A 12,612-nucleotide genomic window follows, 5' to 3' on the forward strand; every position below is an offset into this window, starting at 1 on the left:
CGTCTTCTTCCGCGGCCAGATGTTCGAACAGCGCCTTGCGATTGAGCTGCATCATGTTGCTCACTTCGGGGGTGAGCACATATTCGGCGCCTTGGGCGGCGGCCTCGCGGATCAGTCGGGTGCCTTGTTCCAGGTTCGGTTCCGGCAACAGCCCGGTGCGCATCTGCACCATCGCGGCGGTGAAAGACAGATCAGTGCTCATGGGACGGCCTTTTCGCCTGCCAGCAATCCGTCAAGCTTGCCCTCACGGTCCAGCGCATAAAGCTCGTCGCAGCCGCCGACATGGGTTTCGCCGATGAAGATCTGCGGGAACGTCGAACCAGCGCCGGCGCGATCGAACATCTGCTGACGGTACGAAGAATCTTTTGCTACGTCGTACTCGGTGAACGCGGCCTTTTTGCGCGTCAGCAGCGACTTGGCGGCGCTGCAATAGCCGCAGCCCGGGCGGGTGTAGATTTCGATGGCGGCGGTCATGATGCGCTCTGCGTTACGAATAGCGGGATAACAAGCACCCAAATTATATGGGAGCTTTGTGGGTGTCCACAACCCGCGCGAATACCAGCACGTCGACGGAGGCCGCTTTAGCGCGCAAAAGCGCCCGCGCGCAGGCATCGACGGTGGCGCCCGAGGTCAGGACATCGTCGACCAGAACCAGCCGCCGCCCGGCAATATCGGCTTTGCGGTCGGAAGCGACTTTGAACGCGCCCTGCACATTGCTGGCGCGCTCCGACCGGGACAGGCCGATCTGCTGCAGGGTCGGGCGGACCCGCCGCAGCGCTTCGGAGGCCAGTTTGACGCCGGTTTGCCGTTCGATGACCCGCGCCAGCGCCCCCGACTGATTGTAGCGGCGGCTCCAGCCGCGGCGCCAGTGCAACGGTACCGGCACCAGCGCATCGGCCTCTACGAGCAATTCACGGCCGGCGCGCGCCATCCAGCGGCCCATCGCGGGCGCCAGGTCGGTGCGGTCCTGGTATTTCAGCGAATGCACCAGCGTGCGCGCGACGTCGTCATAGCGTACCGCGGCGCGGGCGCGCTGGTAGGCCGGCGGATTGGCTATCGCTTCCATCGACAGCAATTCGGGGCCGGGATCGTAGACAAAGGGAATCCCGAGCCTCGGGCAATATGGCGGCGCGATGAACGACAGCTTGGCCCAGCAATCGGCGCAGACGCCTTCGCCGCTGACCGGTTCGCGGCACGCCACGCACAGTGTCGGCAGCGCGATGTCGAGCGCGAGGCGAGCGGCCTGCGACCAGGCGCCCCGCGCCAGCCGCAGCGCGCCGCGCAGATGGCCGGAGACGGAACGGGAGGGCGAGGCTTCAGCGTCCATGGGGTGGAAGCTAGCGCCCTGGCTTTCGTCACTCAAGCGGCAAGGCGGTGGGACAACGAAGAACTCATCGAGTCGCGGACTTGCTCAGCCGAATCTCGTTCAACTGCTTCTTGCGAATGATCCCGGCGACGACGCCTACAATAAGGGCCGGCCCGAGGAGTACGGGCACCAAAATAGGCCAGCCAAATACAAACATCCAGGCGAGAGAGTCGACCCAAGAAGGATCCCGATCTCCGTGAAGGCGCACGTAAGCGATAGACATGCCTATGATTGCGGTCAGGGCGAATGTCAGTAAGGCAGCACCTAAAGTAATTAAGACAGTAATGGCTGCGTTCTTCATAGCATCGCCTTGAAACAATCCCGGCGACGACGCTATCGACTACTTCTGCGGAGCTCAAGCGGCAAGCACACGCGGTTGCGTAAAGACGCCGAAGGATGCTTGTGAAGACGGATTGCCAGGGGTGTGCAGACCGGCGTACCAAGCCGTCATGGCCTCGAACCCGAATGCCGCGCCCATGCTGTTCGACCGCGCATTGCTGCGGGCGCGGCAACGCCGTGCGCGAAAACTCGGGGCGGCCGACTTCCTGCTCGACCGCGTGGCCGACGACATGGAAGAGCGGCTGCACGCCGTGCTGCGGGATTTTTCCAGCGTCGCCGACGTCTGGACGCCCGGCGACATCCTGCGCGGGCCGATCCGCGCGCGCTTCAAGACATTGACCCATCTCGGGCTTGAGGATTCGCTGGACGAAGTGCTGCCGTTCCAGCCGGGATCGCTCGATCTGGTCGTTTCGGCGCTCGCGTTTCAGTTCGTCAACGATCTGCCCGGCGTGCTGGCGCAGATCCGCCGCGCGCTGAGGCCCGACGGGCTGTTGCTGGCGGCGATGATCGGCGGCGACACGCTGACCGAACTGCGGCAATGTTTTGCGGCGGCGGAAGCCGAATGCGAAGGCGGGGTCTCGCCCCGCGTGGCGCCGTTTGCCGATCTGCGCGACGTCGGCGGCCTGCTGCAGCGCGCCGGCTTCGCGCTGCCGGTGACCGATCTCGATCACATCGTGGTACGCTACGACAATGCGGTCGCGCTGATGGCGGACCTGCGGCGCATGGGCGCGACCAATATTCTGGTCGAGCGGCGGCGGACGCCGACCCGGCGCGCCACGCTGCTGCGGATGGCGCAGATTTACGCCGAGCGCTTTGCCGACCCCGATGGCCGCATCCGCGTCACCTACGACGTGATCTGGCTATCCGGCTGGGCACCGCACGAAAGCCAGCCAAAGCCACTGCAGCCGGGATCGGCGAAAGCGAGCCTGGAGGAGGCGGTGAAGCGGGGGCCAAAGGTTTAGGGTTTGACCTCATGGTGAGGAGCGCGCTTGCGCGCGTCTCGAACCATGGCAACGATTGGGGCCATCCTTCGAGACGCGGCCCGCTGCCAAGTTTACGCAGGCAGCGTAGACTTGCCTGCGTGGCCGCTCCTCAGGATGACGCGCCTGCCTCACATCAGCAAATCGAGCAAATGCGGGATCAGCGGAATGTCCGCGGGCGGCATCGGATAATCGCGCAGTTTGTTGGCGCGGACCCACTTCAGGGTTTGTCCCTCGCGCGCGATCGCCTCGCCCTCCCAGCGCCGGCAGATGTACAGCGGCATCAGCAGGTGAAAGGTTTCATAGGCGTGGCTGGCGAAGGTGAGTGGCGCCAGACACGCCTCGCTCACGGTGATGCCGATCTCCTCGTGCAGTTCGCGGATCAGCGTCTGCTCCGGCCGCTCGCCGGGCTCGATCTTGCCGCCGGGAAACTCCCACAGCCCCGCCAACGTCTTGCCCTCGGGCCGCTGCGCGATCAGCACGCGCTTGTCGGCATCGACCAGCGCGCAGGCGACGACCAGGGTGAGCTTGATGTTAGTCATGCGAAGTAGATGCTTTCGGCAGATCCGCGCAGGCGAATTCTGAACCCGCTCGGAAAGGTTTCCTTAACTACCAGGCGGCCATCGGGGCCGGTGATTCCGTGGTCGCCATAAGCCATATTTAAGGGGTCGAAGGTAGCCTTATACGCTGTTGACCCCAGCGATCGGTACCATACATGTCTGCGTTTTTCACCGCGATCACCCGCCTGTTTCGAGACAAGTCCGGCAACGTTGCCATGATTTTTGCACTTGTATGTGTCCCCGTGGTTTCAGCGGCAGGTTGCGCGGTCGACTATTCGATGGCGACCCGCATGAGGGCAAAGATGCAATCCGCGGCGGATGCCGCGAGCGTTGCCGCGGTATCCCTGAAATCGCCCGGCTACACCCAGGCGGCGGCGATGACCGGAAATGGCGCGGTTTCCGCCGCTATCACCGATGCCGACCTTGTCTTTGACGGCAATATGAGCCCGATCCCGACCACCGGCTACAGCAATTTGACTCGCACCAGCCTAGTCACCAAAACCGGCGTTCAGCTCACCTCGACGGTCCAATTCAGTGCGCAGGTCCCGGTCACGTTCATGAAAGTGCTCGGCTATCAAAACTTGAGCATCAGCGGCACTTCAAGCTCGAGCGCTTCGCTGCCGCCTTATCTTGATTTTTATCTTGCGCTGGACGTGTCGGGATCGATGGGACTGCCGTCGACCGCGGCCGAAGCAGGACGGCTGCAGCCGCTCAACCCGGATAACTTTGTGCAATACCCATCCGGCTGTACCCTGGCCTGCCATTTTCAGCCGCTAAAGAGTGCGTGCGTCGATCCGCCCGTTACAGCCCCTGCCGCTCCCCCTAGAAATCCTCCTACCACGACGACTTCGTATACCCAGCAATACAATACCAACAATGCTTGCATGGGGTACGCGTATTCGCGCGTCAGTCCGACCGCGCTCGCGAACCTCATCAACAGCGCGTCGACCGCCCAATATCCGAAGCAGGTTCCTGGCTTGCCGGTTCAGATGCTTTCCGGCCTGCCGAATTCGCTCAACACGGACCCCAATTTTGGACTGCCGGCGGTTTCATCCTGTCCTACCGCGGGCTCCGCCAACTGCATCCAGTTGCGCCTCGACGCGGTAGGCTTTGCCTTGAACGCCACGCAGTCTGCGAACGGCGTGTCTGGGTTGCTCGAGCTTGCCCAAAACAAGGAGACAGCTACCGGAGTTCCCAATGAATTCCGCATCGGTCTCTATCCCTTCATCACGGATATCGATGCGAGTTATGCTCCGCTGACCTCGAGTATCAACGGCAGTTCTTCGACGCCCGGCACCATCAACTACGCCGCTAAAAACCTCGCCTCGGAGCTCGACACCAATATGAATTCGAACCTCGGCTCGGGCGGCACGCATATCGACAATTCGCTCAACAGCATCAACAACGTGATCGCCAGCGTCGGCGATGGCAGTTCGTCGACCAACACGCAGCCTTACGTCTTCCTCGTTACCGACGGCGCTCAGGACAACCAATACAAGGATGTTCCCAACGGCAGCTGGCACGGCAGCAACTGGGCCACGGTGCTGAACGACACGGCCAACAACACTTACCCAAACATCTGCCAGAAACTCAAGAACCGCGGCATCATCGTTTCGGTATTGTACATCCCCTATCAAACGATCTCACCGGTCAATACGAGCTTCGCCAACGACGAAGACGACCATGCCAACTGGAACATCCCGAACATCACGAACTCGAGCGGCACGAGCGGTCTGCAGACTTGCGCATCGCCGCCCGATGCGGGGGGCACCTACTTCTACACGGCGAACACACCAGCGGACATCCAGGCTTCCCTGAACGCCATGTTCAACCACTCGCTGCAAACCGCCCACATCACGAATTGAGCGCCGGGCAAAGACGTCAGCCGGCCGCGACGGTCAAGACCGGTAATCGCCGTTGATCGCGATGTATTCCTTGGTGAGGTCGCAGGTCAGGACGCGATCGCGGCCCTTGCCGAGCCCAAGCGCGACCTTGATCTGGATTTTCGGATTCTTCATCGCGGCTGAGACTTCGGCCTCGTCGTAGGATGGGTCGCGCGCGCCGCTTTTGGCGACGCGGATGCCGTTGAACGAGATCGAAAGCTTGTCGCGGTTGGCGGGTTCGCCGGCCTTGCCGACCGCCATCACCACGCGGCCCCAATTGGCGTCTTCGCCGGCGATCGCGGTCTTCACCAGCGGCGAATTCGCCACCGACATCGCGATTCTGCGCGCCGACTTCTTGGTTGTCGCGCCCTCGACGACGATCTCGACCAGCTTGCGCGCGCCCTCGCCGTCGCGCGCCACCTGCTCGGCCAGATCGGCGAGCACGGCGTTGAAGGCTTTGGTGAAGGCTTTCAGGCGCGGATCGCTGGCGCGGCTGATTTTCGGCGCGCCGTTGGCGGCGGCAGCGCCGGTGGCAAACGCCAGCAGCGTGTCCGAGGTCGAGGTGTCGCCATCGACGGTGACCGCATTGAAGGTGTCTTCGACGCCGCTTTTGAGCAGCGCCTGTAGCGCACCCGCCGAGATCGGCGCGTCGGTGAACACAAAGGACAGCATGGTCGCCATGTCGGGCGCGATCATGCCGGAGCCCTTGGCGATGCCATTGATGGTGACCTTGGCCTTGCCGAGCTTGACCGTCGCGGTCGCGACCTTCGGGAAGGTATCGGTAGTCATGATCGCTTTGGCGGCGCCCATCCATTCGCCCGGAACGGTTTGTCCGGCCAAGGTATCAAGCACGCCGTCGAATTTGCTGCCGTCGAGCGGCTCGCCGATCACGCCGGTGGAGGCGAGAAACACCTCATTGGGGCTGCAACCGACGGCCTTGGCCGCGATCGCGGCGGTCAGCGTTGTCGCCTGCTTCCCGGTCTTGCCGGTGAAGGCGTTGGCATTGCCGGAGTTCACCACCAGCGCGCGAGCTTGACCGCGGCCGAGCTTGGCGCGGCACCAATCGACCGGCGCCGACGGGCATTTGGATTTGGTCAGGACGCCGGCGACCGTGGTGCCCTTGTCCAGCACCGCGAGCAGCACGTCGGTTCGGCCCTTGTAGCGGATACCGGCGGCCGCGGTCGCCAGCCTCACGCCAGCGATGACGGGCATATCGGGAATTTCGGTCGGGGCGAGCGGAGAGACTGCGGATGACATGAGGGTGCCTTGTATCAACGAAGAGAATCTTTCGTCATGGCCGGATTTACTCCGGCCATCCACGTCTTCCTGGCCGTTGCACGTCTTCTTGGCAGTTGATTAGGCCCGTAAGACGTGGATGGCCGGGACATCGAGCGCGAAGACACGCTTCGCGCTTTAGCCCAGCCATGACGATCGTAAATACGATTAGCGTCGTAGAAGTGACAGCGAATTTTTACTTCTTCGCCGGCGCCATCTTGGAGTCCTTCGCAGCGTCAGGCGCCTTGGCGTCTTTCGCCGCGTCGGCCGGCTTAGCGGCGTCCTTGGCAGCGTCCGGGGCTGCCGTATTGGCGGCCTGGTCCATACGCTCGATCTTGGCGCCTTCACGCAGCTTGGCGACGTAATCGGCCTGCGCCTTGCGGGTTACGTAGGTCTCGATCTGGGCCTTGACCTGGTCGAAGTCGGGCGCCTTGCGGTTGCGCTTTTCCTCGACCTTGATGATGTGCCAGCCGAACTGCGATTTCACCGGGTCGGAAATCTTGCCGGGTTCTAGCGTAAATGCGACCGCGGAGAATTCCGGAACCATCTGGTCCTTGGTGAAGAAGCCGAGATCGCCACCGTCCGCAGCACCTGGATCCTTGGACTTCTTCTTGGCGAGTTCTGCGAAATCGGCGCCCTTGTCCAGTTCGGCCTTGACCGCCTTGGCCTCGTCCTCGGTCTCGACCAGGATGTGCCGGGCGTGGACTTCCTGCTCGCCGGTGATCTGCTTGGCGGCGTCGTCGTAAACCTTCTTCATCGCCTCGTCGGTGGTCGCGGCCTTGCCTTCGGTGGCCAGCAGGCTGTCCATCAACAACCGGTTGCGCGCGAACGCGATCCGCCGCTTGAACTCGTCGTTGTTCTCGACCTTCTTGTCTTCGGCTGCCTTGGCGACGATCTTCATGTCGATCAGGAACGCCAGCAGGTTTTCCTGCTTGGTCGCGGGGTCCATCTTGTCGAGGCTCGGCCCCAATTCCTCTTCGGCCAGTGCCACGTCGCTCTGCCGGATCTCGGAGCCGTTAACCTTTGCGAGCACCGGGTTGGCATCGTCGGCACGCGCCGAGGTGCCTGCCAGCAAGGCCATCGCGAGGCAGCCGGCTACGGCCGCAGAGGCGAGGCGCAGGCCGGTTTTCGTTGCCGGGAACGGGAAGGTCATGAAAAATCCTTTTGGGGCTGTTTTATGGGCGGCGGGACACTCGCCCAATCGGGTAGCCTTGGCAACGCGAAAAGTCTGTCAAAATGATGAAATCCTTGACAGCTTCGCTCCTGCAACGTGACAGTTTCGTGCCGTTGACAAGGCCCGGACCCGGCCATATCTCTGCGAAACCGGGACAATGGCGATGGCGCTCATTTAGCTGCGTTTTTGGCCGTTGAACCTAGGATTGCTGAATTCCCACTCATTTGGCGGATGTTCCCGGACCGGGGCGGGAGCCGCGACGCGTCACGATGAGTTGATAGGCAGACTGGTAGACCACGTCATGGCTGCAACGCCGCACCGCAAAGACAGGAATTTGGCATGATCGGCGCGTTCGCCCGCAAGCTTTTCGGCTCCCCCAACGATCGGCGGATCAAGGGATATCAGTCCCGCGTCGACGCGATCAACGCCCTGGAGCCGGAAGTCGCGGCACTGTCGGATGAGGCGCTCAAGGCGCGTACCGCGGAATTCAAACAGCAGATCGCCGATGGCAAGACGCTGGACGACATTCTGGTCCCGGCCTTCGCGACCGTGCGCGAGGCCGCCAAGCGCACGCTCGGCCAGCGCCATTTCGACGTCCAGCTGATCGGCGGCATGGTGCTGCATGAAGGCGACATCGCCGAGATGAAGACCGGCGAAGGCAAGACCCTGGTCGCAACCCTTGCGGTCTATCTCAATGCACTGGCCGGCAAGGGCGTCCACGTCGTCACCGTCAACGACTACCTCGCCAGCCGCGACTCCGGCTGGATGGGGCAGATTTACGGTTTCCTCGGCCTCACCACCGGCGTGATCGTTCACGGTCTCGACGACAACGAGCGCAAGGCGGCCTATGCCTGCGACATCACCTACGGCACCAACAACGAATACGGCTTCGACTATCTGCGCGATAACATGAAGTATCGCCTGGAGGACATGGTCCAGCGCGGCCATTTCTACGCCATCGTCGACGAAGTCGATTCGATCCTGATCGACGAGGCGCGCACGCCGCTGATCATCTCCGGCCCGCTCGACGATCGCTCGGAATTCTACAACACCATCGATACCTTCCTGCCGAAGCTGGACAAGACCGATTACGAGGTCGATGAAAAGCAGCGCACGGTGACGCTGACCGAAGCGGGCATGGAGAAGATCGAGACGCTGCTGCGCGACGCCGGCCAGCTCAAGGGCGACTCGCTCTACGACGTCGAAAACGTCTCGGTGGTTCATCACATCAACCAGGCGCTGCGTGCCCATTCGCTGTTCACGCGCGACAAGGACTACATCGTCCGTGACGACGAAGTCGTCATCATCGACGAGTTCACCGGCCGCATGATGCAGGGCCGCCGCTATTCCGAAGGCCTGCACCAGGCGCTGGAAGCCAAGGAGCACGTTTCGGTTCAGCCGGAAAACCAGACGCTGGCCTCGATCACCTTCCAGAATTATTTCCGGATGTACGAGAAGCTCGCCGGCATGACCGGCACCGCGCTGACCGAAGCCGACGAACTGTTCGACATCTACAAGCTCGAGGTCGTGGAAATCCCGACCAACGTTCAGGTCGCGCGGCTCGATGAAGACGACGAGGTCTATCGTACCCAGAACGAGAAATACGCCGCGATCCTGGCCGAGATCGAGCGCGCCAACGCGCGGCTGCAGCCGGTGCTGGTCGGCACCGCCTCGATCGAAAAATCCGAGGTGATCGCCGACTACCTGAAAAAGCACGGCTACCGGCAGATCGATTTCGGCAACGAAAACTCGATGCAGAAGCTTTACGCCGCGGCGCGTGCCGGCAAGCCGGCGAAACTGTTCGCGGTGTTGAATGCGCGCTTCCACGAGCAGGAAGCCTATATCGTCGCCGAGGCCGGCGTGCCCGGCGCCATCACGATCGCGACCAACATGGCCGGCCGCGGCACCGACATCAAGCTCGGTGGCTCGCTCGACATGCGGATCCTGCAGGAGACCGCCGGTATCACCGACGAAGCCGAGAAGGCCGCCAAGATCGAGCAGATCAAGGCCGACATCGAGCATTTCCGCAACATCGTGCTGAACGCGGAAGATACCATCGAGATCGAGCCGGCCAAGGGATCGAAGCCGGCCAAGACCGTGACCCGGCCGGGCGGGCTCTACATCATGGGATCCGAGCGCCACGAATCGCGGCGCATCGACAACCAGCTGCGCGGCCGGTCCGGCCGCCAGGGCGATCCGGGGCGTTCGAAATTCTTCCTGTCGCTGGAAGACGATCTGATGCGGATCTTCGGCTCCGACCGGCTCGACAGCATGCTGACGCGGCTCGGCCTGAAGGATGGCGAGGCCATCATCCATCCCTGGATCAACAAGGCACTGGAGAAGGCGCAGCAGAAGGTCGAAGCCCGCAATTTCGACATCCGCAAGAACCTGTTGAAGTTCGACAACGTCCAGAACGACCAGCGCAAGGTGATCTTCGAGCAGCGCGTCGAGCTGATGAAGAGCGAGAGCGTGGCCGAAATGGTCGCGGATATGCGCCGCGACTTCGTCGACGACGTCGTTGCCAAGCACGTCCCCGAACATGCCTATGCCGAGCAGTGGGATGTCGCCGGCCTCAGGGAAGAATTGAAGCGGGTGCTCGACATCGACCTGCCGGTCGATCAATGGGCCAAGGAAGAGGGCATTGCCGACGAGGAACTACTGACGCGCATCGAGCAGCGCGTCGATGAGCACATGGCGGCCAAGGTGGGGCAGTGGGGCCCCGACGTGATGCGCTACGTCGAGAAGACCATCCTGCTGCAGACGCTGGATCATCTCTGGCGCGAGCACCTGGTCATGCTCGATCATCTGCGCCAGGTGATCGGCCTGCGCGGCTACGGCCAGCGCGATCCGCTTCAGGAATACAAGTCGGAAGCCTTCGGTCTGTATGAGGCGATGACCACGCATCTGCGCGAGGCGGTGACGGCGCAATTGATGCGGGTCGAAATCGTGCCGCCGGAAGAGCAGCAGCCGGCATTGCCGGTGATGGAAGCGCACAAGTTGGACCCCAACACCGGCGAGGACGAAATGGCGTTCGCCAGCGCCTCGCTGGTCCCCGTCGCCACGCCCGACCGTGATCCCAAGAATCCCGCGACCTGGGGCAAGATCGGCCGCAACGAGGATTGTCCGTGCGGCTCCGGCAAGAAGTACAAGCACTGCCACGGCAGGTACGGTTAAGCGTCAGCGAATAATGCGTAAGCTTGTAGGGTGGGCAAAGGCGCTCTTCGCCGTGCTTACCATCGATCAACAGGCTTGATCACGTTTTGAAATCGGTGGGCGCGGCGCGAAAAGCGCCTTTGCCCACCCTACGGTTTCCAATTGAGAGTGAAACTTACTTCGCCGCCGAGAACCGGTTGTCGAACGAGTTCGACGACACGATCGGCTGGGCGCCGGCGAAGCTCTGTGCGGCAGGCGCAGGGGCCGCAGCGGCTGACGAGGTATCCGTCACGGAAGGTTTCAGCGCGGGCTTGGCGGCGGCTTGTTTGGCGTCGGGTTTTGCCGGGTGCCTGGCGTCGGCGGTCTTCGGCTTCGTCGGAGCCGGCTGCGGCGGCGCTGCGCTTGCGGTGGTATCGGCGGTGGCGCTGCTGAGGCCTACCTTGCGGGCAAGGTTGCTGAAGAAGCCGCCTGACTGTTCGGCAGGTGCTGCCGATGCCACCTGGGTTTGCGTTTGGGTTGCCGGCGCGGTCGCGGGCGCCGCGGCGATCTTCGGCTGTTCGGGAGCGCCGAGCAGCAGATTATCCGACGGTGCGTGCGGCGGATTGACGTGATCCATCGGGATTGTCCCGGGCAAGCGGGTATGGCTAAGCGAGAAGCCCTGGGCCTCGGCGCTCTCCGACAATCCGGTATTGCCGTCGGGCACCGCCGCGGCGAACACCTTGTTCATGCCGCCATCGATGCCGGTATTCATCCGCGCGACCGGCGTGCCCTTGGCAACCAGCTTCGCCATTTCGGCGTCGTCCTCCTGCTCCTTCTGGCGCACCGCGTCGGCGACTTCGTCCGGGACCACATAGGCAGGGCACTTGGCCGAGGCCTCGAATACCGGATCACGCGTCGCATTCGGCGCTCTCACGGCATCGAAGACATATTTCCTTTCGCAGAAATCGACCTTCGGCTCCTGCTTGGTGACCTCGAAATGATCGCTGCCTTGCTTGATCATGCGCCAGAACGGCATGTTCGGATTGTTGCGGTGCTTGGCCATGTTCACCGCATTCATGTGGAACGGGTAGGCTTGGAACTGAAAGCCGCGCTGGCCGCCAAAGAACGATTCCCGGCCCAGCGAGTAGATTTCCGCGATCTGCTCGTCGGTCATGGCGTAGCAGCCGCGCGACGAGCAGTCGCCATGCACCATCAGCTCCGAACCGGTGCGTCCCAGCGCCCGGTCGAAGGCGTTGGGGAAGCCGGTGTTGAACGATAGATAATAGGCCGATTGCGGGTTCATCTGCGCCGGCGTGATCGAATAGAAACCCTCCGGCGCCTGACGGTCGCCCTCGCGGACCTTGGGCCCGAGGTCTCCCGACCAGCGGCAAATCGGATAGGTCTTCAATAGCGCGAAGCGGCCGGAGCGGGTCTGCTTCCAGACCTCTAGTTCAGCTTCCTGCTTGAACAACCGGACCAGGATCGGCGATTGCAGATCCATGTCCTTTTCCACCATCGCGGCGATCAGTTTCGGCGAGACCGGCTGGTTGGCCTTGGCGTTCTGGGCAAGCGAGATTTCGTCGCTGTTGCAGCCGGCCAGCATCACGCCTGCCGCGAGTGCAGCCGACATGACAAGCGCGCGAACCAGCGAACGGTAAATCAAACCCAAGCTCCACACCCCAAAGCTTCGAACCTGATGGGCAATTCCGTACCCCAAGATATGGCGTCCACGCCCTGAAGCCATTGACTAAAATAGTATCCTTTGGGGCCCTTGCTCGCAAGCCGACCAGGGCGTCGCGGCGGGGTCCATCCGAACCATAGTCAACAGAGGTTAAACACCGCGCTTCTGGCCTAATTACGGCCAAAATTCCGATGCTTTGCGAAAAGCGCGCGGCTGACCCGT

General features: G+C 62.5%; 11 protein-coding genes. 3 read left to right on the top strand and 8 right to left on the bottom strand.

Going from position 1 to position 12,612, the window contains the following annotated elements; translation table 11 throughout:
• The 4 genes from GSQ88_RS13485 to GSQ88_RS13500 all read right to left on the bottom strand — a co-directional run.
• Positions 1–202, bottom strand: a 202-nt coding sequence (locus GSQ88_RS13485; RefSeq protein WP_349628217.1) for a nitrilase-related carbon-nitrogen hydrolase, incomplete at its 3' end; no start/stop codon positions are given.
• On the bottom strand, positions 199–474 hold the full coding sequence (gene grxC, locus GSQ88_RS13490) for a glutaredoxin 3 (protein WP_159008237.1): 276 nt from the start codon (positions 472–474) through the stop codon (positions 199–201). The genes GSQ88_RS13485 and grxC, both read right to left, overlap by 4 nt.
• A gap of 43 nt (positions 475–517) precedes the next feature.
• Positions 518–1,327 carry a ComF family protein gene (locus GSQ88_RS13495; protein ID WP_159008238.1) on the bottom strand — a complete coding sequence of 270 codons (810 nt, stop codon included), beginning with the start codon at positions 1,325–1,327 and terminating at the stop codon, positions 518–520.
• 64 nt (positions 1,328–1,391) lie between these two features.
• The gene (locus tag GSQ88_RS13500) at positions 1,392–1,667 is read right to left on the bottom strand and encodes a hypothetical protein (RefSeq protein WP_159008239.1); all 276 of its coding nucleotides are present in this window, start codon (positions 1,665–1,667) and stop codon (positions 1,392–1,394) included.
• Positions 1,668–1,842: 175 nt separating this feature from the next.
• Here GSQ88_RS13500 and GSQ88_RS13505 point away from each other — a divergent pair, with 175 nt between their 5' ends.
• Entirely contained in the window at positions 1,843–2,667 is an 825-nt protein-coding gene (locus tag GSQ88_RS13505) for a methyltransferase domain-containing protein (protein ID WP_246735279.1), read from the top strand.
• Between the two features lie 149 nt (positions 2,668–2,816).
• Here the strand turns inward: GSQ88_RS13505 and mutT are convergent, their stop codons facing one another.
• Entirely contained in the window at positions 2,817–3,227 is a 411-nt protein-coding gene (mutT, locus tag GSQ88_RS13510; protein ID WP_159008241.1) for an 8-oxo-dGTP diphosphatase MutT, read from the bottom strand.
• A 173-nt stretch (positions 3,228–3,400) separates the two neighbouring features.
• Here mutT and GSQ88_RS13515 point away from each other — a divergent pair, with 173 nt between their 5' ends.
• A complete protein-coding gene (locus GSQ88_RS13515) occupies positions 3,401–5,110 on the top strand; it encodes a TadE/TadG family type IV pilus assembly protein (protein ID WP_159008242.1) in 1,710 nt (569 codons plus the stop codon).
• 33 nt (positions 5,111–5,143) lie between these two features.
• On the opposite strand, the gene argJ is transcribed toward GSQ88_RS13515, so the two are convergent.
• The gene (gene argJ, locus GSQ88_RS13520; protein WP_159008243.1) at positions 5,144–6,385 is read right to left on the bottom strand and encodes a bifunctional glutamate N-acetyltransferase/amino-acid acetyltransferase ArgJ; all 1,242 of its coding nucleotides are present in this window, start codon (positions 6,383–6,385) and stop codon (positions 5,144–5,146) included.
• Between the two features lie 214 nt (positions 6,386–6,599).
• The gene (locus tag GSQ88_RS13525; protein ID WP_159008244.1) at positions 6,600–7,556 is read right to left on the bottom strand and encodes a peptidylprolyl isomerase; all 957 of its coding nucleotides are present in this window, start codon (positions 7,554–7,556) and stop codon (positions 6,600–6,602) included.
• 360 nt (positions 7,557–7,916) lie between these two features.
• Between GSQ88_RS13525 and secA the strand changes: the two genes are divergently transcribed.
• Positions 7,917–10,751, top strand: a complete 2,835-nt coding sequence (secA, locus tag GSQ88_RS13530) for a preprotein translocase subunit SecA (RefSeq protein WP_159008245.1) — start codon at positions 7,917–7,919, stop codon at positions 10,749–10,751.
• Positions 10,752–10,905: 154 nt separating this feature from the next.
• Here secA and GSQ88_RS13535 read toward each other — a convergent pair whose 3' ends face one another.
• Positions 10,906–12,372, bottom strand: a complete 1,467-nt coding sequence (locus GSQ88_RS13535; RefSeq protein WP_174248004.1) for a L,D-transpeptidase family protein — start codon at positions 12,370–12,372, stop codon at positions 10,906–10,908.
• Positions 12,373–12,612 lie beyond the last annotated feature (240 nt).

It is taken from the genome of Bradyrhizobium sp. S69, from assembly GCF_009766005.1.
Lineage (GTDB): Bacteria > Pseudomonadota > Alphaproteobacteria > Rhizobiales > Xanthobacteraceae > Bradyrhizobium.